At 71.1% G+C, this 25,554-nt stretch carries 23 protein-coding genes, 2 pseudogenes and 1 riboswitch; of the genes and pseudogenes, 15 read left to right on the forward strand and 10 right to left on the reverse strand.

Annotation, left to right across the window (positions count from 1 at the left end; all coding sequences use genetic code 11):
* Positions 1–4 precede the first annotated feature (4 nt).
* A complete protein-coding gene (locus tag BLA60_RS33700; protein WP_075137157.1) occupies positions 5–736 on the reverse strand; it encodes an NYN domain-containing protein in 732 nt (243 codons plus the stop codon).
* Between the two features lie 65 nt (positions 737–801).
* Positions 802–924, reverse strand: a riboswitch (cobalamin riboswitch).
* Positions 925–1,137: 213 nt separating this feature from the next.
* On the opposite strand from BLA60_RS33700, the gene BLA60_RS33705 reads away from it, so the two are divergent.
* From BLA60_RS33705 to BLA60_RS33735, 7 genes are read left to right on the forward strand one after another with little or no spacing between them, the layout of a single operon-like run.
* Entirely contained in the window at positions 1,138–2,385 is a 1,248-nt protein-coding gene (locus tag BLA60_RS33705; RefSeq protein ID WP_075137096.1) for a cytochrome P450 family protein, read from the forward strand.
* Between the two features lie 30 nt (positions 2,386–2,415).
* Entirely contained in the window at positions 2,416–3,096 is a 681-nt protein-coding gene (locus tag BLA60_RS33710) for a DJ-1/PfpI family protein (RefSeq protein ID WP_075137097.1), read from the forward strand.
* Between the two features lie 19 nt (positions 3,097–3,115).
* Positions 3,116–3,727: an isopentenyl-diphosphate Delta-isomerase gene (idi, locus tag BLA60_RS33715; RefSeq protein ID WP_075137098.1), complete on the forward strand. Its 612-nt coding sequence runs from the start codon at positions 3,116–3,118 to the stop codon at positions 3,725–3,727.
* The gene (locus BLA60_RS33720) at positions 3,727–4,749 is read left to right on the forward strand and encodes an L-tyrosine/L-tryptophan isonitrile synthase family protein (RefSeq protein WP_075137099.1); all 1,023 of its coding nucleotides are present in this window, start codon (positions 3,727–3,729) and stop codon (positions 4,747–4,749) included. Before idi ends, BLA60_RS33720 begins: the two co-directional genes overlap by 1 nt.
* Positions 4,746–5,555 carry a TauD/TfdA dioxygenase family protein gene (locus BLA60_RS33725; protein WP_084735643.1) on the forward strand — a complete coding sequence of 270 codons (810 nt, stop codon included), beginning with the start codon at positions 4,746–4,748 and terminating at the stop codon, positions 5,553–5,555. Before BLA60_RS33720 ends, BLA60_RS33725 begins: the two co-directional genes overlap by 4 nt.
* Positions 5,556–5,606: 51 nt before the next feature.
* Positions 5,607–6,506, forward strand: coding sequence for a UbiA family prenyltransferase (locus BLA60_RS33730; RefSeq protein WP_075137100.1), 900 nt, complete (start codon positions 5,607–5,609; stop codon positions 6,504–6,506).
* Positions 6,507–6,538: 32 nt separating this feature from the next.
* Positions 6,539–7,045, forward strand: coding sequence for an SRPBCC family protein (locus BLA60_RS33735; RefSeq protein WP_075137101.1), 507 nt, complete (start codon positions 6,539–6,541; stop codon positions 7,043–7,045).
* Between the two features lie 791 nt (positions 7,046–7,836).
* Here BLA60_RS33735 and BLA60_RS45870 read toward each other — a convergent pair.
* The 5 genes and pseudogenes from BLA60_RS45870 to BLA60_RS33765 form a co-directional block, all read right to left on the reverse strand.
* The gene (locus BLA60_RS45870) at positions 7,837–8,580 is read right to left on the reverse strand and encodes a class I SAM-dependent methyltransferase (RefSeq protein ID WP_075137159.1); all 744 of its coding nucleotides are present in this window, start codon (positions 8,578–8,580) and stop codon (positions 7,837–7,839) included.
* Positions 8,581–8,802: 222 nt separating this feature from the next.
* Positions 8,803–9,616: pseudogene (locus BLA60_RS45875) on the reverse strand (integrase core domain-containing protein); the annotation flags it as partial.
* A gap of 59 nt (positions 9,617–9,675) precedes the next feature.
* Positions 9,676–10,284: a TetR/AcrR family transcriptional regulator gene (locus BLA60_RS33755; protein WP_075137102.1), complete on the reverse strand. Its 609-nt coding sequence runs from the start codon at positions 10,282–10,284 to the stop codon at positions 9,676–9,678.
* The gene (locus BLA60_RS33760; RefSeq protein ID WP_075137103.1) at positions 10,284–11,093 is read right to left on the reverse strand and encodes a class I SAM-dependent methyltransferase; all 810 of its coding nucleotides are present in this window, start codon (positions 11,091–11,093) and stop codon (positions 10,284–10,286) included. Before BLA60_RS33760 ends, BLA60_RS33755 begins: the two co-directional genes overlap by 1 nt.
* An 81-nt stretch (positions 11,094–11,174) precedes the next feature.
* The gene (locus BLA60_RS33765) at positions 11,175–12,455 is read right to left on the reverse strand and encodes a cytochrome P450 (protein WP_075137104.1); all 1,281 of its coding nucleotides are present in this window, start codon (positions 12,453–12,455) and stop codon (positions 11,175–11,177) included.
* Between the two features lie 173 nt (positions 12,456–12,628).
* Between BLA60_RS33765 and BLA60_RS33770 the strand changes: the two genes are divergently transcribed.
* The 7 genes and pseudogenes from BLA60_RS33770 to BLA60_RS45005 all read left to right on the forward strand — a co-directional run bounded on the left by BLA60_RS33770 (position 12,629) and on the right by BLA60_RS45005 (position 20,859).
* Positions 12,629–13,477: a nitroreductase/quinone reductase family protein gene (locus BLA60_RS33770; protein ID WP_075137105.1), complete on the forward strand. Its 849-nt coding sequence runs from the start codon at positions 12,629–12,631 to the stop codon at positions 13,475–13,477.
* 268 nt (positions 13,478–13,745) lie between these two features.
* Positions 13,746–14,885 (forward strand): cytochrome P450, encoded by a 1,140-nt coding sequence (locus BLA60_RS33775; protein ID WP_084735652.1) that lies wholly within the window; start codon positions 13,746–13,748, stop codon positions 14,883–14,885.
* A gap of 10 nt (positions 14,886–14,895) precedes the next feature.
* On the forward strand, positions 14,896–16,005 hold the full coding sequence (locus BLA60_RS33780; RefSeq protein WP_075137107.1) for a type III polyketide synthase: 1,110 nt from the start codon (positions 14,896–14,898) through the stop codon (positions 16,003–16,005).
* 82 nt (positions 16,006–16,087) lie between these two features.
* Positions 16,088–16,951, forward strand: a complete 864-nt coding sequence (locus BLA60_RS33785; RefSeq protein WP_075137108.1) for an alpha/beta hydrolase — start codon at positions 16,088–16,090, stop codon at positions 16,949–16,951.
* A gap of 158 nt (positions 16,952–17,109) precedes the next feature.
* Positions 17,110–18,186: pseudogene (locus BLA60_RS33790) on the forward strand (MFS transporter); the annotation flags it as partial.
* A gap of 161 nt (positions 18,187–18,347) precedes the next feature.
* Positions 18,348–18,608: a hypothetical protein gene (locus BLA60_RS33795; protein ID WP_075137109.1), complete on the forward strand. Its 261-nt coding sequence runs from the start codon at positions 18,348–18,350 to the stop codon at positions 18,606–18,608.
* A 205-nt stretch (positions 18,609–18,813) separates the two neighbouring features.
* Positions 18,814–20,859: a WD40 repeat domain-containing serine/threonine protein kinase gene (locus tag BLA60_RS45005; RefSeq protein WP_084735658.1), complete on the forward strand. Its 2,046-nt coding sequence runs from the start codon at positions 18,814–18,816 to the stop codon at positions 20,857–20,859.
* A 3-nt stretch (positions 20,860–20,862) separates the two neighbouring features.
* Here the strand turns inward: BLA60_RS45005 and BLA60_RS33805 are convergent, their stop codons facing one another.
* Positions 20,863–21,804, reverse strand: a complete 942-nt coding sequence (locus BLA60_RS33805; protein ID WP_075137111.1) for a LuxR family transcriptional regulator — start codon at positions 21,802–21,804, stop codon at positions 20,863–20,865.
* 116 nt (positions 21,805–21,920) lie between these two features.
* On the opposite strand from BLA60_RS33805, the gene BLA60_RS33810 reads away from it, so the two are divergent.
* Positions 21,921–23,036 carry a beta propeller repeat protein gene (locus BLA60_RS33810; RefSeq protein ID WP_154814798.1) on the forward strand — a complete coding sequence of 372 codons (1,116 nt, stop codon included), beginning with the start codon at positions 21,921–21,923 and terminating at the stop codon, positions 23,034–23,036.
* An 11-nt stretch (positions 23,037–23,047) separates the two neighbouring features.
* Here BLA60_RS33810 and BLA60_RS33815 read toward each other — a convergent pair whose 3' ends face one another.
* The 3 genes from BLA60_RS33815 to BLA60_RS45885 all read right to left on the reverse strand — a co-directional run bounded on the left by BLA60_RS33815 (position 23,048) and on the right by BLA60_RS45885 (position 25,429).
* Positions 23,048–23,803: an SGNH/GDSL hydrolase family protein gene (locus BLA60_RS33815; RefSeq protein WP_075137160.1), complete on the reverse strand. Its 756-nt coding sequence runs from the start codon at positions 23,801–23,803 to the stop codon at positions 23,048–23,050.
* A 91-nt stretch (positions 23,804–23,894) separates the two neighbouring features.
* The gene (locus BLA60_RS45880) at positions 23,895–24,623 is read right to left on the reverse strand and encodes a hypothetical protein (RefSeq protein ID WP_245812329.1); all 729 of its coding nucleotides are present in this window, start codon (positions 24,621–24,623) and stop codon (positions 23,895–23,897) included.
* Entirely contained in the window at positions 24,563–25,429 is an 867-nt protein-coding gene (locus BLA60_RS45885) for an APC family permease (protein ID WP_245812330.1), read from the reverse strand. The genes BLA60_RS45880 and BLA60_RS45885 overlap by 61 nt, the downstream gene beginning before the upstream one ends.
* Between the last annotated feature and the right edge of the window lie 125 nt (positions 25,430–25,554).

Here is a 25,554-nt window from a genome sequence, read left to right on the forward strand (position 1 = left end):
CCCCTCAGCTCCGGAACACGACCCTCGGCGCCGGGTGCTGGGCCGCCTGCCGGTGCCGCACGTGGACCACGTCCGGCTTGCCGTCACCGGGACTGCGCCGGTCCAGATCGAACAGCCCGGTCGCGGCGAGCAGGTCGCTGAGCTTGACGTGGCCGTAGTCGCGGGCGTCGAAGTCGGGGCTGGTGTCCAGGATCGTGTTGCCGATGGTCGCCAGCGACGCCCAGCCGTCGCTGCCGGCGGTCGCGTCGACCGCCGCGCGCAGCCGGTCGGCCACCGCGCCGTCGACGTCGAGCCGGCGCGGGCGACGCAGCCCTTCGGTGCGCACGAACCGGTCACAGGCCACCACGAACGCCCGGGGCGTCGACCGGTCACCGAAGCCGTAGACGGTCAGGCCCGACTCCCGCAGCCGCCCGGCCAGCCGGGTGAGGTCGCCGTCGCTGGTGACCACGCAGAACGCGTCGAACCGTTGGGAGTGCAGCAGATCCATCGCGTCGATCACCATCGCCGCGTCGGTGGCGTTGCGGTCGGCGTCGTGCACGAACTGCTGGACCGGCTGGATCGCCCGCTCCAGCAGCTGGCCCGTCCAGTGGCCGAGGTCGGGCCCGGTCCAGTCGCCGTAGGCGCGCCGGACCTGCGCCGTGCCGTAGCGGGCGATCTCGGCGAACAGCCCGCCGACGACGTCCGGTGGGGTACTGGCCGCGTCGATGAGCACCGCCAGCCGGCTACCGCCGGACATGGTCACGCACGCGAACCGTCATGTGCCAGCTCCATCCTCGTGGACACACACAGTCGTCCTCGGTCGGTATCCTGACTCCCGGATCGCCGCGCGGCCCGCTGCCTTCCCGACTTCCGTCGGTGGCGTGCGTGCGGACCGCACTCCCCGGTCACAGTGGCGGGACCGTGCCGGATTCACACCGGCTTCCCCGTACCTCGGACCTGCGGCCAGCGTAGGCCAGCCCGTCCGAGCGTGTCGAGTGCCGGGTTTCGGTCAGCGGCGGCGATTGTCCGAATTCTCCCTGGTGGGTGTCCCCGCGGGACGGGGTGGAACGGGCGTCGAGGACGGCTTGAGATCGGTCGACAGTGGCCTCGAAGCCTGAATACTCTCGCCACGATTCACAATCGGGAGGAGATTCGCCGATGACGACCGATGTCGAAACCAGCGCCGCAGCCGGGGAATTCTTCCAACCGCATTCCGAGGTGTTCACCCCGGAGTTCTTTCGGAACCCCTATCCTTTCTACGCGATGCTGCGGGACAACGCCCCGGTGATCCCGGTTCCCGTTCCGCCGGCGAACGTCCGGGTGTGGGTGGTGAGTCGTTATGCCGACGTCCGCGCCGGTTTCGCCGACCCGAGGCTGAGCAGCGACTACCGCACGGCGCTGCCGGACTTCCTGGCCGCCGGTCTCGCCTTCGGCGCGGGCACCGTCGCCGAGCGCACCATGCTCAACCTGGACCCGCCCGACCACACCCGCGTGCGGGGGCTGGCCGCCGCCACCTTCACCTCAGCGCGGATCTCCCAGTGGGACGCGGCGATCCGCGCCACGGTCGGCGACCTGCTCGACGCGCTGCCCACCGGCGAGCCCGTCGACGTGATGGCGCACCTCGCCGCGCCGCTGTCGGTCCGGTCGATCTGCATGGTCCTCGGCGCGGACCCCGGCGACGAGGCCGACCTGCGGCGCTGGGGCGACCTGGTGTTCACCGCCGACCCGGCCGAGCTGCCCCAGGTCCCCGAGGCCGCCGCCCGGCTGCTCGGTTACGCCGAGGAACTGGTCGTCCGCAAGCGCGCCCGGCCGGCCGACGACCTGCTCTCCGCGCTGGTCGCCGCCAGCGACGAGTCCGGCGCGCTGTCCGCCGACGAGCTGCTGGCCACCACCATCGGCCTGGTCGTCGCCGGCTACGAGAGCACGATCCGGCTGGTCGGCGACCTGCTGGTGGCGCTGCTGGACCACCCCGACCAGCTGGCCGCCCTGCGCGCCGGCCGGTACACCACGGCCGACGCCGTGGAGGAGACGCTGCGCTACGACGGCCCACAGTCCAGCTCGCTGTGGCGGTTCGCGACCGAGGACCTGGAGATCGCCGGCACCACCATCCCCGCGCACGAGCCGGTGCTGCTGCTGGTCGGCTCGGCCCACCGCGACGGCCGCCACTACCCGGACCCGGACACCTTCGACCTCGGCCGCGCGGACAAGCGGCACCTGGCGTTCGGGCACGGAATTCACCACTGTCTGGGGGCCGCGCTCGCCCGCCTGGAAAGCCGGATCCTGCTCGAGTCGATGCTCGCGCGCTATTCCCGGACAACCCTCGCCGGCGCGCGCGACGAAATCCCCTACAAACCGTCCCTGGTGGTTCGCGGACCCGATGTCCTGCCGCTCGTGCTCCACCGCTGACATGGCTCGAACAGTCACCAGGAGGATTTCGTGATCATCGCGATCGGTCTGTACCCCGGTTTCACCGCGCTGGACGTCATCGGGCCCTACCAGGTGTTCACCACCGTCCCCGACGCCCAGGTGGTGCTCTGCGCCGCCGAGAGGGGCACCGTGGCCGACGATCACGGCCTGCTGCGCGTCGAGGTCGACACCACGTTCGCGCAGGTGCCCCGCCCGGACGTCCTGCTGGTCCCCGGCGGCCCCGGCTCGATCGCCCAGGCCAGGGACAACGGCCCGGTCGTCGACTGGGTCCGGGACGCGCACCCGCACACCCGCTGGACCGTCGGGGTGTGCACCGGGACGCTGGTCCTGGCCGCCGCCGGCCTGCTCGGCGACCGCCCGGCCGCGACCCACTGGCTGTTCCGCGACGACCTCGCCGGGTACGGGGTGGCGCCCAGCGACCAGCGCGTGGTCACCGGCGACCGGATCGCCACCGGCGCCGGCTCCTCGGCCGGCCTGGACCTCGCGCTGGCACTGGTCGCCGAGCTCACCGTCCCCGAGCTCGCGCAGGGCATCCAGCTGGCCCTCGAGTACGACCCGCACCCGCCCTACGACTCGGGCACCCCGGAGAAGGCGGCCGACCCGGTCGTGGACGTCGTCTCGTTCATGATGCGCGAGTTCGAGCAGCAGTGGTCGCGGAAGAACGCGCCGGCGCCGGCGCGGCCGGCCTGACATCCCGGAGGCGGGCGAGATGGAACACGTGATCCTGGTCGACGACGCCGGCACCCCGGTCGGGACGGCGGACAAAAGCGCGGTCCACGGCCGGGACACCCCGCTGCACCTGGCGTTCTCCTGCTACGTCTTCGACTCCCGCGGCCAGTTCCTGTGCACCCGCCGGGCGAGCGGCAAGCGGACCTGGCCGGGGATCTGGACGAACTCCTGCTGCGGCCACCCCCAGCCGGGGGAGACCATGGAGGGGGCGATGCTGCGTCGCCTCGCCGACGAACTGGGCCTGACCCCGAGCCGGTGGGGCATGGTGCTGCCGGACTTCCGGTACCGCGCGGTCATGGACAACGGGATCGTCGAGTACGAGATCTGCCCGGTCTTCGCCGCGTTCGTCGACACCGACCCGGTGCCCGACCCGGCCGAGGTCGGCGACCACGCGTGGATCGACTGGCGCGGTTTCCGTGCCCTGGTGGACACCGGGGCGTTGGACATCTCGCCGTGGTGCCGCCTGCAACTCGACGGCCTGGCACACCTGCCGGCGCAGCCGCGCGACTGGCCGCTGTCCGAGCCGCCGGCGCGCTGGCGTGAGCCGCTCGCCCCGCCGGCCGCCGTCCCGACCGCGTCCGGAGGCGCGTGATGACCAGGACCGTCGCCCTGCCCCACCCCGGCCCGCCGGACACCGCCGACCACGGGGTGGCCGACCGGATCCTGCGGATCGTGTTCCGCCGCCGCCGGGCCGCCGACCCGACCGACCCGTGCGCGCTGTCGCCGTGCCGGGACTGCTTCGCCCCACACCGGGAGACCATTGACCGCTATGTGGCGGCCGGCAAGCCGGTGCACTTCGTGATCCCCGCGTTCCCGGCCAAGTCGCGCAACCGGCGCAAGACCGTCGGCCGGCTGCCGGACCTGGGGGAGTACCTGGCCCTGGAGTCGGTGCAGGGGTTCTGCGAGCAGATCTCGGCGGTGTACGCGCCGGGCGCGGTGGTCACCATCTGTTCGGACGGGCACGTGTTCAGCGACGCCCTGGGCATCGACGACGCGCATGTCGACGAGTACGGCGCGGAGCTGCTGCGGATGATCCGTTCTCTGGGCGGCGGCGCCGTGGGCCTGTACGGGCTGCGCGACGCCATGCCTGGTCTGACCCTGGACCAGCGGCGCGCGCGCCTGCTCGCCGAGTACGCCGAGCCGGTCGACGAGATCCGCGACGCGGTGCGCTCCCGGGCGCCGGCGAGGAGGATGTTCAACGGGATCCACCGGTTCATCACCGAGGACCACGCGGTGCTGCTGGCCGAGCTGAGCACGACCCAGCGCCGCAACCGCGCGAAGCTGACCGCCTACGAGGTGGTGCGCCGCAGCCAGGCGTGGAGCCGCGTGGTCGAGGAGGTCTTCCCCGGGGCGGTGCGGCTGTCGATCCACCCGCAGGACCCGCACGACACCAAGATCGGCTTCCACCTGCTGCGCACCGCCGACAGCTGGCTGACCCCCTGGCACGGCGTGGTCCTGGACGACGGCCGCTGCCAGACGCTGGTCAAGCGGTCGTACGCGGAGCGGTTGGGCGCGCGGCTGGTGTGGCGCAACAGCCGGCCCAGCCATTTCGTCACCGACGAGCCGATCAACCCCGGCCGCATCGACCCGGCCACGCCGGAAGGAGAATCGTGAACCCGCGACTTCGGGAAGCTCTGCTGGAGGGCACCGACCTGGCCCCGTTCGGCCGTCTGGTCGACGCCCCGGCCGAGGGAATGACCCTGGCGGACGTGCCGGTGGAGCGCCTGCTGGCGACGACCCTGTCGGCGAAGGTGCTGGTCCTGCGCGGCTACGGCCTGCTCGACGTGCCGGAGCTGGAACGGTACTGCGAGGCGGCCGGCGAGCTGATGCGCTGGGAGTTCGGCACGATCCTGGACCTGGTCGTCCAGGACGATCCGAAGAACTACCTGTTCGACTCGGGCGATGTCCCGTTCCACTGGGACGGTGCCTGGTCGGAGCGGGCCCCCAGGTTCTTCCTGTTCCAGTGTGTCCAGGGCTGCGACCCCGGCGCGGGCGGCGAAACCGTGTTCTCCGACGCGACAGCCGTCTACCGCGATGCGCCGCCGGCCCTGCGTGACCTGTGGGCGCGGACCACGGTGACCTACCGCACCGACCACTTGGCCCACTACGGCGGCACGATGTCCCACCCGGTGCTGGCCGAGCACCCGACGACGGGCGAGACCACGATCAGGTACGCCGAGCCGCTGGATCCCGCGCAGTACCGCAACCCGCTGTTCCTGACGGTGGAGGGCCCGTCGTCGGAGGAGGCGGTCCAGGTCATGGCGGAGCTGAGCGAACGCCTGCACGACCCGAGGTACTGCTACGAGCACGCGTGGCGCACGGGAGACATCGTGGTGGCCGAGAACCACGCCCTGCTGCACGGCCGGAACCGCTTCACCGGTTCGACGAACCGTCACATGCAACGCATCCAGATCATCTGAGTGATGGGAGGCGTCACGATGGTCGACCTTCTTTCTCCCGTGACGAGGTCCGTGCGGGCCTACGCTCACCTGTCGAACATCTATTTCCTGGACTACAACCTGGGCCATCTCCTGGTGGTGACCCTGCTCCCGGCGGCGGTCGTCACCGACGCGACCACGTGGCCGCTGCTGGTCCTGATGGCCGTCGGCTACTTCCTGATCCACTGCGCGGTCATCGCCTTCGACGACGTCACCGGTTACCGGGACGGCACTGACGCGAGGAACTATCGGGACAACCCGAGCGCCCTGCGTCGTCTGCGCTGGAAGCCGCTGGTGACCGGTGAACTGGACCTGCCGCAGGCACTGCGCTTCGCCTGGGGCTGCGTGCTGGTCGGCCTGGCCCTGCTGTTGACCGGCATGCTCGCCGCCCCCCACCATCCACTGTGGCTGGTCGTGGTGGCGGTGGCCGGGGTGGCGGTGTCGTTGCAGTACTCGTACGGTCTGAAGTTCAGCCACATCGGCTTCCAGGAACTGGTCCTGTTCCTGTGGACGGCGGAACTGGTCGTCGTCCCGTTCTGGTCCCTCACCGGCGGCGTGACCCTGACGCTGGTGGTGGAGGGCGCGCTGTTCGCGTTCTGGCTCATGATGGTGTCGTTCTACTCGAACCTCCGCGATCTGCACACCGACAAGAGCGTGGGAAGGATCAACCTGGCGACCCTGGCCGGGGAACGCGCCTACATCGGCATCCTGGGCGTGCTGGCCGTCGCCGACCTGATCGCCGTGGCAGCGTTGGTGGTGGCCGGCGTCGTGCCTCTCCTGCTGGCCGTGGTGCTGGCTCCGGTCTTCGCCGCCAGGATCGTCCAGTTCCGGGTGGCTGCCCTGCGCCGCAACCCCCTGCTGGGTCGTCTGATCGGCCGCCGCCTGGCGTGGGCCGGAGCCGCGTTGATGGCCGCCGCCAACGTGATCAACTGAGCAAGCACCCGAATCGACGATAGGATGCGGTGATGGTGGAAGCCCGCGCGCAACAGACCATGGCATGCGAACCCGAGGAGTTCCTGGAGTTCGTCCTGGACGTGGAACGCTACTCCCAGGTGGATGACAAACTGGGCAACTTCGACTGGGTGCGCCGGGACGGCAACCGGGTGGAGTTCAAGTTCCACCCCGGCATGCCCGGAATCCCCAGCCCGTCGCCCAAACTGGTTCCCACCATGGTCGCCGAGGCGGTCCTCACCCCGGGCAAGCGTGTGGACGTGGGGTTGGCCCCGCTGCCCAAGAGCAAACTCTGGCACCGCCTGATGACGTTCAACGCCAGCTTCGCCTGCGAACCAGTGGACAACGGCACCCTGGTCACCAGGACGATGACGATCGAGCCGGCCCGAGCGTTCCGCTGGCTCCTCAACCCCATCCTCCGTCGCAAACTCCAACCCAACATCGAGTCCGAGGTCGAGAACGCCAGGACCTACATTGCCGAACACGGCCTGAGCCACCCGGAACCCCGAACAACCGACTGACCCACGACAGTCGCCCTCCGGGAGAACTCGACACCGCCGCAGGCCGGGCGTCGTCGTGCGGGCGGGGCAGCCCGGCCTCGCCCTGCTACTCCTGGGATGCGATGCGTCGTCCGCCGTGCTTGTCCGGTGTCCTGACGAGGGTCGCACGCGTTGGCAGCCTGGGCGTCAGCCAGCGAAGTCCTACCAATCCCACCCCGGCGGCGGCCGCGACGACTGGCCATGGTGTCAGATCGCCGACGGCGAACAGACCGGTACACCGCCGAACCCGGAGTCGTCCCCGAGCCGACTGCCGCTCACGCGACCGCTCTCACCGATCTGCGGCTTCTCGGTCGCCTTACCCAGACGTCCCCCACCCGCTCCGGAGGCACCCCTCAAGGCCATTCTACTTCGGGAAAGTGGGTGGGGAAGGGGGTGTCGGATGGGGTGTGGACAACTTGGGGGCGGGTCGTGGGATGTGTGGGGGTGTGAGGAGATGAGTAGCCGATCGGGTGAAGCTGCGACTCGCCGCGTTCGACCTGACCACGGACACACCTGACGTGACGGTGGCGGGTCTGCCCCCCACCGTCCGACGCGGTCTCCCGCAACGGCAACCGCCAGCGCCCCGCGACCGAGTCGGTGTCACCGCTTGGGCCTGGACAGGCCTTCCCCCGTGGCCCGGACAAGCGCGGTACCTGGCCGGCGCGGCGGTCGCGACACTGCTCGCCGGCGAGCGGGTGCGGCGCTGACCTCAGTGGTGGAAGGCGACCTGCGGTGACCATGCACAGCACCGCAACGACTCGATGGGCAACAACTCACCGGGCGACGACAAGTCGAAAACCGGCATCCCATTCCTCCAGGGCGAGCAACGCGGCGTGCTCCTCGTGCCACCGCCCCGACTCCAGATCCGCCCGCAGCCGCCCCAGGCCTCGGCTGACGGCCGCAGGGTCGGTCTGCGCGAGCGCCGAGCACGATCGCCGGACCTGGGGGTCCAGATAGGCCTCGGGCCGCCGCCAGTACGCGGGGAAGACGCCGTCAACGAAGTCCCACGGGACAGGCAGCACCGTCACGCTCCGCGCCCCCAACTCGTCGGCGATCTCCGAAGCCGAGGGACGGCCGCGTTCCAGGGCCGCGATCTCGGGCACGTACTCGCGCACGAACCAGAACTCGGCATGCGGTTCCGTTTCGTACGCCAGGACCACCTGACAGGGCGCCACCCGCCGAAGCTCGGCGAGGCCGGCACGCCAGTCGGTCCAGTGGTGCACTGTCAGCACGGCCAGCGCCGCGTCCACCCCAAGGTCCGGGAGCGGCAACGATTCCGCGACCGCCCGGACCGCCGTGGCGGCCCCAGACGGTCGCTGTCGAAGCATCTCGGTCGAGGGTTCCACGGCCAGCACCACGCGGTCCGCCGGCTCGTAGGAACCGGTGCCCGCGCCGACGTCGACGATGCGTTCAGCCGTCCCCAGCGCGTCGAGGACGGGCGTCATCCAGCGAGGGTCGGTGCGCCGGCCCAGCGAGTACCCGGAGCCGATGGTGTCGTAGAGGGCTGTGCCGTCCATATGTGCCTCCTGCCGGTCCACCCCTTTTCGCAGGATATACGCGATGACGGCAGGTGCCCCGGGTAGTTGCCTGGACGCAGCGAGGACCGGAGTGGGTTCGGGCGGCGGTAGGGCGTGCCGTTGCGCGGCATCGCGTGGAGGTGTCGCGGCGTCGGCTGGCCAGGCAGATGATGGCGGCCTTGTGCTTCGTGCCCTGGTTGTATGAGGCCATGGGGTTGGTGACGCCGGTGTGGAGCCGGGTGGCTGGTTTCCGGCGGTGGTGTGCTGTGGTCGATGGTAGTTGTAGTGCACGTTCCAGACGTGTAGTGGTTCTGTTCTGTGTTGTTCGCTGGTCCAGACGTGGGCGTAGAGGAGTTCCTCGGCCAGGATGCGGTGGTAGCGCTCGACTTTGCCGTTGTGGCGGGGTGTGTGTGGCGTGATCCGTTGGTGGCGGGCTCGGCGCAGGACGGTGGCGAAGTCGGGGGCGCGGTAGCAGGCGCCGTTGTCGGTGATGGTCCGGTGGACACGCCGGATGCCGTGTTGGGCGAAGGAGGCGCGGGCGCGGTGGGTGAAGGCGATCGCGGTGCGGGTGGTCTCGTCGGGCAGTGCTTCGGTGTAGGCCAGGCGGGAGAACCCGTCGATCGCGGTGTGTAGGTAGGTGTAGCGGGCCTGGCCACCGCGTTTGCGGCCGCGGAGTGACTGTTTGGCCTGCTCGCTGCCGCGGCCGTGGACTCGCCAGCCTCCCCTCGTCGGGGATGACACCGACTTTTCTTGACGTCGAGGTGGATCATGTGACCTGGCCAGCGCGCGTGGATCCGCTGGGGTTGGCGGTTGTTCTTGCCGGCGGGGTCGAGGAACCGGCGTCGGTTCAACCTGTTGCGGGCGTCGACCGGCGTGTGGAAAGGCATGCGGCGCGAAGGAGAGGACGGATCAGCCAACCCCGCCGTGCCCTCATCCGGAACCGTCGTACCCACCGATGCGCGCACTGCCGTGACACACCCAAGTCTTTCGCGACATGAGCGACCGGTCTACCAGCAGCACACCTGGGACAGGGCAGATTCGTCGCTGGGGTGGGCGGAGTGGCGACCGTGGGGCGTGTGGAGGGTGGAACTCACGTCAGTAGTCGATGATTCCTTTCAGGACGGTGGAGATGACGGACTCGACGGACGGGGTGGCGGTCGCGCGTGGGGTGTGTGACAGCATCATGGACAGGACCGTCTCGTGGCAGATGCCGACGAGGAGGGCGGCGGCCACCTCCGGTTCGGCGTCAGGGGTGATTCGGCCGAGGGTTTGTTCGGAGTCCAGGTAGCTGGTGAGATGGTCGCGCCACTGGTGGCCGCCGGTGAGGTCGCTGAACCGTGCCAGGACGGCCGGCTGGTTCGCCAGCCCCACGAACGCGGGCAGGATCGCCTCGTGCAGGGCCAGACCGTGGGCCAGGTAGGCCGTCAGGTTGGCCTCGACGCTGGCCGTCCCCGGTTTTGGCAATGGCTCCAGTCCACCTTCGACGGTGTCGATGTGGGCGAGCAGCGCGTTGGCGAGTAGTTCCTCCTTGTCGGTGAAGTGGTTGTACAGCACGCCGTCGGCCACGCCGGCCTCGCGGGCGATGGCGCGCACGGTCAGGCCCGACGTGCCGTGGTCGGCGATCATCCGCTCGGCCGTGTCGATGAGGTGTTCGCGCAGGCTCCGGTCGCCGTCCCGGAGAGCGGCGGCCTTCCTCGGTGCCACTACGCGGACGCCGTGACGAGTAAGGCGGTGCCGCGCAGCCGCACCCCGTCCGGGGTCGCGTACCGGCCCAGGGCCTCGGCCAGCGCCTGCCGTGCCCTCGCGGCGGCCTCCGGGCCCGCGAGCCCGAGGTGGTACCGGACCGGACCCCAGGCGGCGAGGAACCCGGTCGCGTCGGCGACGTCGCTGCCCCAGTGCTGGGTGGCCTCGACGCGTGTGCAGCTGACGCCGGTGAAACCGGCCTCGCCGAGGATCGCGCTGGTCCGGTCCGGGTCGGCCAACGAGGTCGGACCGGTGCCGTCCCTACCCGTTGGCTGGGGGAGATCCATCGACGCGAACACGGTGCCCAGGTCGGTGCCGGCGAGGGCGGTCATGCACAGGAACGCCAGCCGCCCGCCGGGCGCGAGAGCCCGGTGCACGTTGGCGAACGCGGCCACCGGATCGGCGAAGAACATCACCGCGAACCGGCTCACCGCGAGGTCGAACGACCCGTCGCGGAACGGATGGACCTGCACGTCGCCCTGCTCGAACGACACGTTGGGCACGCCCTCGGCGCGTTCGCGCGCGGTGGCGAGCATCGGCGCGGACAGGTCGACACCGACCGCGCGCTCCGCCCGGCCGGCGGCGAGTCTGGTCAGTTGACCGTTGCCGCAGCCGATGTCCAGTACTCGGTCGCGGTCACGGACCTCGTTGAGCAGATGGTGGTTGAAACCGCTGTTGACCGCGTCGTACCGGTCGGAGTTGTCCGCCCAGTGCTGACCCTCGTACCCGTTCCACGCCTCGGACTGCGCCGTGTTGACGATGTTGACCATGACCTCACCTCTCGTGATGAACGCTTGTTCATGAACGTACGTTCATGGTGCGAGGTCTGTCAACCGGCTTGGCGGTTCGGGTCACCACTGGATGGGCATGTGGGTGATGCCGTTCTGGAAGTTGGAGCGCAGCCGCGCGATCTCCCCGGCGGACCGGACCTCGCCGAGACGGTCGAACACCGCGGTGAGCATCGCTCGCATCTGGACCCGCACCAGGTGCGCGCCGAGGCAGTAGTGCGGCCCGTTGCCGAAACTGAGGTGGTCGCGCTGGGGGCGGGTGATGTCGAAGCGGTCCGGCTCGGGGAACACTCGTTCGTCGCGGTTGCCCGAGGTGAACCAGACGATGACCTTGTCACCGGCGCCGATGCGCTGCCCACCGAGTTCGGTGTCCACCGTGGCCGTGCGGCGGAAGTGCATGATCGGCGACCACCAGCGCAGCATCTCCTCGATCGTGCCAGGCAGCAGCGAACGGTCCTCTCGTACGGCCCGGTAGGTGTCCGGTTCGGACAGCAGGGTGTGCAGCCCGCCGGGAAGTCCGTTGCGCAGGGTCTCGATGCCGGCCAGCGGGAACAGCCAGAACATGTTCTCGAACTCGGCGATCGGCAGGTCGGCGCGCACGAGGTTGCTCAGCACGTCGTCGCCGGGATGGTCGCGTTTCCACTCGACGAGGTCGCGCGCGTAGGCGAACAGGTCGGGCATGCCGGCCCGGGTGCGCTGGTTGGGCAGCCGCCCGTCCGCGTCCGGTTCGGGGCGCAGCACCATCGCCCGCCTGGCCATCGCGGTCGAGCCGCCGGCGTTGGCCTTGGCCCTGGTGGCGTAGTCGGGGTCCTGGTAGCCGATGATCCGGTTGCTCCAGTCGTTCATCAGCCAGCGGTCCTGGTCGGGCACGCCGAAGATCTCGGCGATGGTCCGCAGTGGCAGGTCGGCGACGAGCCAGGAGAAGTCGCACGCGCCGTCGCCGGCGACCTCGTCGACCAACTGGTTGGCCCAACTGGTGATCCGGTCCTCGAGTTGGGCGATGGCCTTGGCGGTGAACGCCCGGGAGATCAGCTTGCGCAGTTCGGTGTGCCGGGGCGGGTCCTGGTTGAGCAGTGACTGTCTGATGAACGTCAGCGCCCGTTCGTTGGGCGGGTCGAACATCTGTGTCGCCTTGGCGTACGAGGAGTACGTCGTGGTGTCCCGGAGGACCTGCTTGATCTCCTCGTGCCGCAGCACGCCCCAGAACCCGGTTCCTGGCGCGGGTTCGTCCATCCAGACCACGGCGTGCTCGGCGCGCAGCCGGGCGAACGACGCGTGGGGAACGCCGGTGAGGTAGGTGGCCGGGTCGACGATCAGTTCGGTGTCGGTGGACACGCTCGTCATCGTGGTGGCTCCATCGGGGTGGCCACTCCGCCGCGTCGGGATGCGCACGGAGTGTGATTGGACCGTTCGAATGATATCCGCTCCGGAGTGGGTGAATATGGCTTGACGGGATTTCCCGGAGGTCAATGGTCGTGTAACCGTCGGAGAGTTCTCTTCCTGATGTCGGGGGTAGCATGCGGAATAATCGGCAGATCATTGAGGAGTTCCGCGCCAACAATGGCCGGGTGGGTGGTGATTGGCAGAGTACTCGACTGCTGTTGTTGACGACCACTGGAGCGGGGTCGGATTTTTCCCACACCGTTCCAATCAGGTATCTGCCCGACGGCGGCGGTCGGGTCCTGGTCGTCGCCTCCGCCGGCGGGTCGCCCCGGCACCCGGCCTGGTTCACCGACCTGGTGGCCCGGCCCAGGGTCGTGGTCGAGGACGGCGTGTTCGTCTACGACGCCGAGGCCACCGTGCTCACCGGCGCCGAGCGGGACGCCGCGTTCGCCCGCGCCGTCGAGGTCGACCCCGGCTGGGGTGTCGACCAGCGGTCCACGGCCAGGGTCATCCCGGTCGTCGCGCTGCGCCGGCTCGCGCCCGGACCACCGAAAGCGAGCTCGCCCGGAGCGGGATTGTGCCTGGTCCACGACGCTTTCCGCCGTGAGCTGCGGCTGGTGCGCGACGAGGTGGCCAGGTCGGGATCGGTGCTCGGGGCGCAGCTGCGGATGAACTGCCTGACCCTCTGCCACGGGCTCGACACCCACCACCGCACCGAGGACGCCCGCATGTTCGCCTTCCCCGGCGTCGACGATCCGGAGCTGGCGCGGACCCTCGCGCGGGTGCGGGTCGAACATGACGCCATGGCCGCGCTGCTCGACCGGCTGCGCGCGGCGGTGAACTCCGGGGCGCGCGACCTGCTCACCACGGTGGACCAGCTGGTCGCCGAGCTGGAATCGCATCTGGATTTCGAGGAACGAGAACTCGTCCCGTTACTGGACGCCCCCGAAAGGCACCGGTTGGTGCCCGGATCGGCGCCCTGAGGAACGACTGCCCGGTGTCGGAGAGTAAAGGGGAGCCACAGACAGGTGGGGCTCCACAGGAACCTGATGAATCATTCGCTGCGCCCTGGATCGCGGCGGCATGATGAGTCGGTCGGAGCGCACGAGAATCACCGTGTGAAGGGAAATCGCGTTGAGTACCCAGGCTTATGAAAAGGATTCCAGATCCGGTTCGACAGGCGACGACGAGGTGGATTCCGGACCGAGTTGTCCCTTCCGTCACGACAACGCCCTGGAGCCGGATCCCTTCATGACGCGGATGCGGGACGAGGCTCCGGTCGCCAGGGTGCGCATGCCCTACGGGAAGGGCAACGCCTGGCTGGTGACGCGCTACCAGGAGGTCAAGACGGTCACCTCCGACCGGCGGTTCAGCCGGGCGGCGCTGGTCGGCATGGACTTCCCGCGGATCACGCCGGCGCCCATCGCCCAGTCCGAGGCGATCAACCTGATGGACCCGCCCGCGCTCAACCGGGTGCGTCGGCTGGTCACCAAGGCGTTCACCACCCCCCAGGTCGACGCGCTGCGGCCGTGGACGACCGCGACGGTGAACACGTTGCTCGACGAGATGGAGGAGCACGGCCAGCCCGCCGACGTGGCCGACTTCCTGGCGGGCAGGCTGCCGCTGATGACCATCTGCCAGCTGCTGGACGTGCCCGAGCCGGACCGGCCGCAGCTGCGCCAGTGGGCGATGACGATGATGTCGATGAGCGCCGTCGACAAGGACGCGGCCGCCGCCGCGAAGGCCGGGCTGCGCGGGTACTTCGACGAGCTCACCGCGCAACGGCGCGACAATCCCGGCGAGGACCTCATCAGTGCGCTCACCACTGCCCGTGTGGGTGACGAGAAGCTGAGTCCGGCGGAACTGTCCGTGTTGGTCATGCTGCTGGTGATCACCGGTCACGACACCACCACCTACGACATCAGCAACATCGTCTACACGCTGCTGACCTCGCCGGATCACCTGGCCAGGCTGCGGCGCGAACCGGAGCTGCTGCCCAGGGCGCTGGAGGAACTGCTGCGCTACATCCCGTTCCGCCAGGGCGTCGGCATCCCCCGGGTGGCGACCGAGGACGTCGAGCTGGGTGGCGAGACGATCAAGGCCGGGGACGCGGTCCACGTGTCGTACCTGACCGCCAACCGCGACGAGCTGGCCTACGAACGACCGGACGAACTGGACTTCGACCGGGTGGATCCCGTGCCACACATGGCGTTCGGCTACGGGAGCCACCACTGTATGGGGTCGCACCTCGCCCGGATGGTGCTCCAGGTGTCCATCGGCGGACTGCTCACGCGGTTCCCGGCACTGCGACTGGCCGTCGCGCCGGAGGAGGTGCGCTGGAACGAGGTGTCGATCTGGCGCTACCCGCTGGCGCTTCCGGTCGCGTGGTAGGGGGCGGATCATGTCAACTCTGTGCCGGCCGGCGATCGCGGTTCCCGAGTACCGCATCACGATGGAACACACGCTCGAACTCGCCAGGACCATCCACCGCGACCACCCGCAGCTCTCGCTCGCCCTGCGGCTGATCGGCAACACCGGCGTCAAGACCCGCCACATCCTTCAGCCGATCGAGGACACCCTCAAACACCCCGGCCTCACTGTCCGCAACGATCTGTACGAGGCCGAGGCCAAGTCCCGGATGCCCGACGTCATCCGGCGGGCGCTGGACCACGCCGAGCTGACGGTCCGGGACATCGACATGATCGTGTACGTGTCGTGCACCGGTTTCATGATGCCGTCGATGACCGCGTGGCTGATCAACACGATGGGGTTCCGCGAGCAGACCAGGCAACTCCCGATCGCGCAGCTCGGCTGTGCCGGCGGGAGCGCCGCCATCAACCGCGCGCACGACTTCTGCACCGCCTACCCGAAGGCGAACGTGCTGATCGCCGCGTGCGAGTTCTGTTCGCTGCTGTACCAGCCGACCGACCTCGGTGTCGGCAACCTGCTGTCCAACGGCCTGTTCGGTGACGCCGTCGCCGCCGCTGTCGTCCGTGGTGAGGGCGGTGAGGGCGTGCGGCTGGAGCAGAACAGCTCGCGTCTGGTGCCGGACACGGAGGACTGGATCTCCTACAAGGTCAAGGACACCGGCTTCCATTTCCTGCTGGACAAACGGGTTCCGGGCACCATGGCGATGCTCGCTCCCGCCATGCGGGAGGCGGCCGAGCCGCACGGGTGGGACATCGCCGGTCTGGACTTCTACATCGTGCACGCCGGTGGTCCCCGGATCCTGTCGGACCTGGGGAAGTACCTGAACCTGCCGCCGGAGACCTTCCGCTACAGCCGGGCCACGCTCACCGAACGTGGCAACGTGGCGAGCGTCGTCGTGTTCGACGCGCTGGAACGGCTGTTCCAGGAAGGCGGCGCCGCCAACGGCGCCACCGGGGTGATCGCCGGCTTCGGCCCGGGGATCACCGCGGAGATCGCCCTCGGCACGTGGACCACACCGGCCCGCCGGACCGAGGAACGAACCGAGGAACTGGCCGCCGCCCAGGGTGTCGCCGTGGGCTGACCGCGCACCGCGGGCCGGGTCCACCGGACCCGGCCCGTCGCGGTGACGCAACCCGCCGCGCCGGCCGCACGTCGTAGGGGCTGTGTCCTCACGGCGTGCGTTCCTGGCCGGTGGTCTGGGCGTGGCCGTCCCGGCGGTGGCCGGCGTGCTCACCGGGGTCCTGCCCGACGGTCCGGCGCTGCGCCGTTTCCTCGGCCTGACCGGGCCGGCCGGCGAGATCCCGCGGGTCACGCCCGGCCCGTCGACGGTGGAGCGGGTGTCGTCGGTGGCCCGTGGCCGGACGCTCGACCTGGTGATCACGCGTCCGCCCGGTGCGCCGACGGACCTGCCGGTCTGCCTGGCCCTCCACGGTCGTGGCGTCGGTGCGCGGTGGTTCCTGGACCTCGGCGTGCCCCAGTTCCTCGCCGCCGCCGCGCTGCCCTTCGCCGTGGTCGCGGTGGACGGCGGCTCGTCCTACTTCGTGGCCGCCACCCCGGGCGACGACCCCCAACGGATGCTGGCGCGCGAACTGCCGGGGTGGCTCGCCGAGCGTGACCTGCCGGCGCCGTCGGCGGTCCTGGGCATCTCGATGGGCGCGTTCGGCGCGTTGAGCCTGGCCCGCACCCGCCGGGACCTGCGTGCCGTGGCGGTCGCCGCCCCGGCACTGTTCACCACCTGGGCCGAGGCCAGCGGCCGCGACGCGTTCGCCTCCCAGCGGCAGTGGGCCGAGGAGGAACCCCTGCGCCACACCGACGCCCTCGCCGGCACACCACTGGGGATCTGGTGCGGCACCGAGGACCCGTTCGTCGACGCCGCCCGCACCCTCGCCGCGCGCACCCGGCCCGCCCTCGCCGCCGTCACCAGCGGCGCCCACGACGAGGACTACTTCCGCCGCGTCCTGCCGGACATGCTGGCCTTCGTCGGCGAACACGTCACCGCACCACCGAAACCTGGTGGCGGTGGGTGATGTACTGACGGGATGGCTGATCTCGCCCGGCCGGTACCGGTCGTGGGCAACCGCGTCCTGCTGCTGATCTACGTGGCTGTGTTCGGCGGGTACACGGGAATGCAGGTGCTGACACCGATCCTGCCGCCGCTGGCGCGCGAGTTGCGGCTGACGGAGTCCAACTCGGGCTCATCACCAGCGCGGCGGCCGTCACGGTCGCGGTGGTCAGCCCGCTGTGGGGCCGTCGCAGTGACCAGTGGGGCCGCAAACCCGTGTTCGTCGCCGCGCTCGCCGGGACGTCGGTCGGCCTGGCGGCGTTCGCGGTCACCGCCCACCTGGGTTTCCACGCCGTCCTGGCGGCGCCGCTGTTGTTCGCGCTGCTGGTCCTCACCCGCGCGGTGCTGGTCGGCGGTGCGGTCGCGGGCCTGCCGGTCGCGGCCCAGTCCTACGTCGCCGACGTGACGGCCGACGAGCGGTCACGGGTTCGTGGCGTGGCCAGGGTCGGCGCGTCCGTCGGGCTGGCCCTGGTACTCGGTCCGGCGCTGGGCGGGCTGCTCGGCGGTGTCGACCTGCTCGCCGCGCTGTACATCGCGCCGGCCGTGCTCGCGGTGACCACCGTGGTGGTGCTCGCGGTACTGCCGAGCCAACCGCGACGGTCGACGAAGGAGAAACCGCCCCGGCTCAGCCCGTTCGACCATCGGCTGTGGCCGTTCCTGCTGACCGGGTTGGGGATCTACCTCTCGATCAACCTGTTGCAGCTCAGTCTCGGGTTCCTGCTCCAGGACCGGCTGGGCCTGGACGCCACGGGGACCGCCGGCCTGACCGGCCTGGCCCTGCTGCTCGGCGGTGTGCCGATGCTCGTCATCCAGGCTGTCGTGATCCCGCGACTCGACTGGTCACCGCTGCGGCTTCTCCGCGTGGGCCTGCCCATCACCGCTGTCGCCTTCGTCGTGATCGCCGTGGGGACCGAGGCGCCGGTGATGCTCGCCGGTGTGGCCCTGTCCGGAGTTGGTCACAGTCTCAGCGTCCCCGGCTACACCGCCGCCCCCACCCTGCTGGTCACCCGCGACGAACAGGGTGGTGTGGCCGGGTTGATCGGCTCCACCAACGCGATCAGCCTCATCGTCGGCCCTCTGGTCGCGACCGCGCTCTACGGTGTCTGGCCGCCGCTGCCGTTCCTGGTCGGGGCGGCGGAGTTGGCGCTGGTGACGCTGTTCGTGCTGGTCCATCCGGCCGTCCGACGGGCCGTCGCCTGACGCGGCGCGGTCTACCTGTCGCCGGCGAGGGCGTTGGCCGATGGCGCCGTGGGGTCCGGGGTGTTCGGCGGTGTGTTTGTCGCGTTCCCGGGAGACCTCGAGGGCGTGGTCGGTGGGTTGTGGTCGAGGTAGAGGAAGTCGTCGTAGGCGAAGGTGGGGCTGTGGATGTCGGTGGAGGCGGGACGACGTCCTGCGGGTCCACCTCCGGCGTCCGCCGGAACACCTCGACGTCCATCGTGTCCGGGACACCGATCACGTCCGGGCCGATGCCGTTGCGGTCACACATGATCAGCATCGAGTGCGCCAGGCCGAACGCCGCCGCGTTCAGGTCGGTGTCGGTGACGAAGTTCGCCATCGCTCGGCCCTGCCCGTCGACTCGCCGGTACAGCGCGTCGGCGATCCCCGGCGGCGCGGCGACGTAGGCCTCCAGCTCCGCGACGTTGGTCTGGAAGCCCTGACCGGGCGATGGTCCCATGACGTCCCCCCTGATCCCTCGATGGACCAGGTCTGCTCCGGGCTCGCGGGCGGCCTGGCGAACCCGACCAGAATCCTTCGCAGCCCACCGATCCTGTCCGCAAGAGGCCAACGCCGCGTCCGTCCGCACCGGTTCGGCAGGATGATCACGTGATGAGGGGATTGCGGACGACCGACCCGAGGCGGATCGGGCCCTACCGGCTGCTGGCCGAACTGGGCCAGGGCGGGATGGGGCGCGTTCTGCTCGGCAGCGGACCGGACGGGCGGCTGGTCGCCGTGAAGGTCGTGCACGAGCAGTTCGCGCACGACGAGGAGTTCCGGGCGCGGTTCCGGCGGGAGGTCGAGGCCTGCCGGGCGGTCTCCGGTGCCTACACCGCCGCCGTGGTCGGCGCCGACCCGGACGCGGAGGTGCCGTGGCTGGCGTCGGTGTTCGTCGCCGGGCCGTCGCTGGCCGAGACCATCGCCACCGTGGGGGCGTTGCCCGAGGCGGCCGTGCTGCGTCTGGCCGCCGGACTGACCACCTCGCTCGCGCACATCCACGGCGCCGGGCTGGTGCACCGGGACTTCAAACCGGCCAACGTGTTGATCACCGACGACGGTCCGAGGGTGATCGACTTCGGGATCGTCCGCGACAGCGTCGGCGACGAGCTCACCCGCACCGGCTGGCTGGTCGGCTCGCCTGCGTTCATGTCACCCGAGCAGGCCGACGGTGGCCCGGTCACCCCGGCGAGCGACGTGTTCTCCCTCGGCGCGGTCGTGGTCGCCGCCGCCACCGGCACCAGCCCGTTCACCGGGACCTCGACCTTGCGCACCCTGTCCAACGTCGTTGGCCTGGACCCGGACCTGGACGGCGTGCCGGCGGCGGTCCGCCGGATCGTGCTGCCGTGCCTGGCCAAACAGCCGGGGGAGCGGCCGACCCCGGCGGAACTGCTCGACGCCATCGGGCAGATCGCGCCGTCGGGCCGGCCGTGGCCCGAGCCGGTGCACGAGCTGATCGCCCGCCGCCAGGCGGAGGTCGCCGACGTCCTGGAGCCGGGGCGGGACGCCACCGTCGTGGTGTCCGGGCGCCCGGCCGGCTCCACCCGGGTCGAGCCGAGGGCCGTCGAGCGGGCCCGGCGCTGGCTCCCGCCGGTGGCGCTGGTCGTCGCGGTCGTGGCCGCCGTCCTGGTGGGCTGGATGCTGTGGCCGTCGGGGACCACGCCCTCCACCGCCGAACCCGGCCCGACGACCACACCGGCGACGTCGACGTCAACCCCGGCACCGGTGCCGGGGTTCGAGCGGCTCGGGGAGATCGCCGGAACGTCCCCGGCCGAAGGGCTCGGCTTCAGCCCGGACGGCAGCGTGCTGAGCGTCCGGTTCGAGGACGACACGATGCAGTCGTGGACGGTCGCCGACGGCCAGCAGGTCGGGCAGATCATCGGTTCGTTCACCGGCGGCGGCCTCGGCCCACCGGTGTTCGACGCGGACGGTCGCACGGTCAGCGTTGTGCGCACCGAGGAGGGCGACGCCGTCGTCGAGCAGTGGGACGTGCTCAGCGGCCAGCGGCGCGGCACGCCGTTCGTGGCGCGGGTGGGCGAGGACGTCCGCGTGGACCCGATGCTCGGCCCCGGCGGCCGGACCATGGCCGCCACCCTCGGCCCGTACTCCGAGGACGCCACCGTGCACGCGTGGGACCTCGCCGGTCGCCGGGCGATCGCGGCCCCGGCCACCGGCTACGTCGAGGGGTTCAGCCGCGACGGCCGCGTCCTGCTGGTCAGCGAGTCCATCGAGCACCTGCACCACCTGACGCGCTGGGACGTGGCCGCCGGACGGCGCCTGGGTGACCCGGTCATCCTGCCCGAGCACGAGTTCCTGCGGGCCTTCACCTTCGAGGCCGGCAATAGGGTGCTGGTGACCCTCAGCGAGACCGGCCACCTGCGGTGGTGGGACACGACCAGCGGCAACCAGACCCGCCAGCCGGTCACCATCGCCACCGATGCCGACAGCGGCGACATCGACCTCGCCGCCTTCAGTCCCGACGGCACCTACCTGGTCACCCTGACCGAGACCGGCGCGGTGACCGCGATCGACGTGGCGACCGGCGAACCCGCCGGCGCCCCGATCCAGGACGTCACGGTTCTCGCGTTCGCCCCGGACGGCACGCTGGCCACCGCCGGCACCGACGACCGGATCAGCCTGTGGCGGCTCCCCGCGCGCTGAGGGTCACCCCACCAGACCCCGGCGCTGGGCCAGAATGCCCGCCTGGAAACGGGTTCTGGCGCCGAGCGCGGCCGACAGCTCGCTGGTCCGCCGGTGCACCGTGCGCAGGCTGACACCCAGCTGGCGGGCGATCGCCTCGTCCTTGAGTCCGGCGGCCAGCAGCGAGAGCAGACGGTCGTCGGGGCCATCGCCGGCCGGCGGCAGGAACGGTTCGGCCACCTGCCAGAGCAGGTCGAACAGCTTCACCAGCGCGTCGAGCAGGGTGGGGGCGTAGACCACGAGCGCGCTGTCGATCATGCCGCTGGTCTGGTTGGTGAACGGCAGGATCGCGGTCGCCCGGTCGGCGATCGCCAGCTTGAGCGGCACGTCCGCGTAGATCCTGGCCTCCTCGCCGCTGGCCACGGCCTCCCGCAACAGCGTCAGCGCGCCGGGCACCTCCAGCGCCTCCGGGGCGTAGATGCCGCGCACCCGCACCCCCCGGTCCAGCAGCGGGTCCTCGGCCGGGTTGGGCTGGTGCGGGTCCTGCGCGTACGGCGGCCGGTCCAGCACCCGCACCTCGCCGACCGCCGCCTGCTGCAACTGGAGGAACTGCGCGGCCACCGCCTCCCGACCGACGACGATCCGCAGCTGGTCCTCCGGCCGGTGCTCGGCCGGCAGCTCCGAGGCCAGGGCCGCGGCCGCCCGGCGGATCGCCGCGACCTCGGTCTCCCGGCGGGCCACCAGGACGTCCACGGCGGTGTCCGGTGGGGTGGCGACCAGACGGGCCGGGCGTCCGGGAAGACGGCTGACCAACCCGAGTGACTCCAGGGTCGCCGTGGTGGAGCGGACCGCCCGGGGGCCGCGGCCGGCGAGCGCCGCCAACTCGGCGACCGTCTGCCTGGGGTTACGCAGCAGAACGCGGTAGAGGCTCTCCGCTTCCGGGGGCACGCCAAGAGGCTCCAGCATCTGGCCTTTATATGTCATGGCGGTTCTCTGCCACCACATCCACCTGTTCTGGCGCCCGGCGGTGGGTTATCAATTGCCGAGACGTTCAGTTGACCTTGTTTCAGGAGGAGGACCTGGTGAGACGCATCGGAGTGGTCGCGGTCGGGGTCGCGCTGGCGCTGGGACTGGCCGCGTCGCCAGCGGGCGCCACCGGCGGGGCGGGCGGGTGGCAGTCGCCGAGGTGTTCGGTGGTCGAAGGCGACGGATCGGTCAGCTTCACCAGCGACGAGGGCGCCACCATCACGCCGACCTCGATGCCCCAGCAGCGCCTGCAGTACCTGTACGGCGTGGTGCCCGCCGGGCGTAACACGCTGCTGGCCGTCGACCACCGGGGCACCGTGCAGACCTCGACCGACGCCGGCTGCTCGTGGGCGCCGACCGCCTCGGTGAGCGGGCTGGACGTGCCCCGGCTGACCGCGGCCGCCGACGGGTCGGCCTACGTGTGGGACCAGAACGGGCTGGCGCTGCACCGGGTGCGGGGCAAGACGGTCACCGCGCTGCCGCCGGTCGCCACCGGCACCAGCACCGGGGTCGCGGCGCTCGCGGTCGACCGGTACGTCCCCCGGCACGTCCGCGTCGTGCTCGGCGACGGCACGGTCCGCGACTCCTACGACTCCGGCGCCACCTTCCGCACCACCGGCCGGGCGCCGGCCGCCGACCTGTTCGTCTACAGCGCGGCGATCGACCAGACCAACCTCAACCACATCGTGGTCGGCACGATGAGCCAGGGCGTCTACACGACCTGGCTCGGCGGCTGGGTCTGGTCCCACGCGACGCTGGGCCAGCCGGGCGACCGGATCAACGCGTTCTCGGTGGCCGTGTCGCCGGCGAACCCGTTCGTGGTGTGGGCGCAGGGCATCAACCAGACCGAGAACGACGCGCACGTACCGTCCGAGGGCCGGCACGTCTACCGGTCCACCGACGGCGGTCACACGTTCCGGGTCGCGGTGGACCACAAGCCGGGCGAGGTCACCCTGGTCAACGGGGCGCTGCTGGCGCCGCACCCGACCAACCCGGCCCTGCTGTACTTCGTGTTCGGCACGTCCTACGCCAACTACGGCACCGACCTGTTCCGCTACGACGCGCGCCGCGACGCGCTGTCGGTGCGGCACAACGACCACCACGGGATCAAGTCGATCGCCTTCAACCCGCGTGACCCGTCGGTCATGTACCTCGGCTTCGCCGCCGAGTAGGGCCGAGCAGGTCAGGCGAGGACGTCGACGGGCACCCAGCCGGAGTGCTTGCCGCCGCGGTCGTCACCGGAGGACCGGCCGCGCACCCGGCGGTTGAGCCAGGGCAGCACGTGCTCGCGGTAGTAGCGGGCCTCGGCCAGCACCCCGTGCCCGCCGGGCGGCGCCGGTGCGACGGCGTGCGCGGTCACCGGGTGGCCGAGGGCGGCAAGCACCCGGGACGCCACCCGGCGGTGCCCGTCGGAGTTGAGGTGCAGGCGATCCGCGGACCAGTACCCCGGTCCGCGGATCTCCTGGTCGTTGAACATGTCGACGAACAGCACGTCGTGCCGGGCGACGAGCGTGGCGACGGCGGCGGTCAGCGCGCTGCCCCGCCGGTGGATCATGCGGCCCAGCGGCAGCCGCGCCGACGGGTCGGCCCCGCTCAGCAGCACCAGCCGAACCCCGGCGTCGGCACAGCGCCGGATGACGTGCTCGGTGAGCCGCACCAGCCTGGCCAGGTCGACGCCCGGTCGCATCATGTCGTTGCCGCCGCCGTTGAACGACAGCAGGGACGGCGCCGGGGACAGCGCGAGCGCCGCCTCCAGCTGGGTGGTCGCGATGGGCTCCAGCAGCCGGCCGCGTACCGCGAGGTTGGCGTAGGACACGGTCTGCCCGGTCGCCCGCGCCAGCCCGTCCGCCACGAGGTCGGCCCACCCTCGTGACACTCCGTCGCCGCTCTCGTCACCGACACCTTCGGTGAAGCTGTCGCCGATCGCCACGTACCGCACGTCCACCCCTGTCGCTCGCCCGGAACCGCCCGTCCGACGGTACGCCGCGACCCCGACGAGGATCGGCGCCCGGGCGCCGATGTGGCCGTGATTACCTCAGCCAGCCGTGTTCCCGGCTGCCCAGGTGGAACGGGACGTCGACCACCACGACACCGGGCACCCGCAGCAGGTGGGCCTTGAGGCGCAGGGCCGTCTGGTTGTGCAGCAGGTTCTCCCACCAGTGCGCGACGACGTACTCGGGGACGAACACCACGACGACCCCGCGCGGTTGCGCGGGCCGCTCCCGCAGGTAACGCACCAGCGGCGGCCCGACCGTGCGGTACGGCGCGTCGACGATCCGCAGCGCACAGTCCGCCAGCCCCAGGCGTTCCCAGCGGGTGCGCAGCGCGGTGGTCTCCTCCTGGCTGGCGGACGCGGTCACCGCCTCCAGGCTGTCCGGGTTGAACGAGCGGGCCAGGGCCAGCGCGTGCAGCACCGGCTGGTTGACCCCGGCGACCAGCACGACGGCGTGCACGTGCGCGGGTCGGGCCGGCCGGCCGGTGGCGGCGAGCTCGGCGTCGAACCGGTCGTAGTGGTGCCGCACGCCGCCCATCGCCAGGTAGGTCAGCGCCATCGCCACGATCGCCAGCCACGCGCCCTCGGTGACCTTGGTGGCGAACACGACCGCCAGCACCACCGAGGTCAGCACGGCACCGGTGAGGTTGATCGCCCGCGAGCGGCGCGGGCCGGCGCGGGCGCCGTCGTCCGGGTCGAGGGCGGTCAGGGCCCGCGACCAGTGCCGGACCATGCCGGCCTGGGACAGCGTGAAGCTGGTGAACACGCCGATGATGTACAGGTGCGGCAGGCTCTCCAGGTTCGCGTCGCCGCGGCGTTGCGGGTCCTCGGCGGCCGGAACGCCGGAACCCCGTTGCTGATCGCCTCCACCCCGGTCAGCGCGGTGCACCCGGACGCGAACGCCCGCAGCACGAGCACCGCGCCGAGCAGGCCGGCGACCGAGGTCGTCTGCTCGACGGGCAGGCTCGCCGACTCGGCGTCGGGCAGGTCGGCGAACACCGCCCGCCCGCCGGCCACCAGGAACAGCAGGTAGGTCAGCGCGATGAACAGGTAGGTCGGCACCGCGAACGCGCGCCCGGACTCGCGCAGCCCGCGCAGGTTGACCAGCGCCAGCAGCACGATCACCACCGCCGAGATCACCGCCGCGTGTGGGATGAGCGAGCGGAACGCCGAGGTCACGGCCACCACGCCGGAGGTGACCGACACCGCGACGGTCATCACGTAGTCGACCAGCAGCGCGCTGGCCGCCACCAGCGCCGGCCGGCGCCCGAGGTTGTCCCGGCTCACCACGTAGGCGCCGCCGCCGTTGGGGTAGGCGGCGATGGTCTGCCGGTAGGAGGCGACCAGCACGACGAGCAGCACCGCCACCCCGCCGGCCACCGGCAGCGCCAGCGACAGGAACGCGGCCCCGCCCAGCGCCAGCACCAGCACGATCTGCTCGGTCGCGTAGGCCACCGACGAGATCGGGTCGGAGCTGAACACCGGCAGCGCCAGCCACTTCGGCAGCGCCGTCTGCCCGAGCCGCGCGTTCGTCAGCGGACGCCCGACGAGCTGACGCTTCAGCCAGGTCACGGCGATCACGCTAACGTCGGGCCGGTCACCGGGCATCCGGTGGCGAACCGGGGTCGCGTCGAGGGGACGGCGACGCTGACCGTGCCGCCGGTGCCCTGCTGACGTTGACGCTGTGTCACCGACCG

Origin of the sequence: Actinophytocola xinjiangensis (assembly GCF_001921215.1) — a bacterium.
GTDB lineage: Bacteria > Actinomycetota > Actinomycetes > Mycobacteriales > Pseudonocardiaceae > Actinophytocola > Actinophytocola xinjiangensis.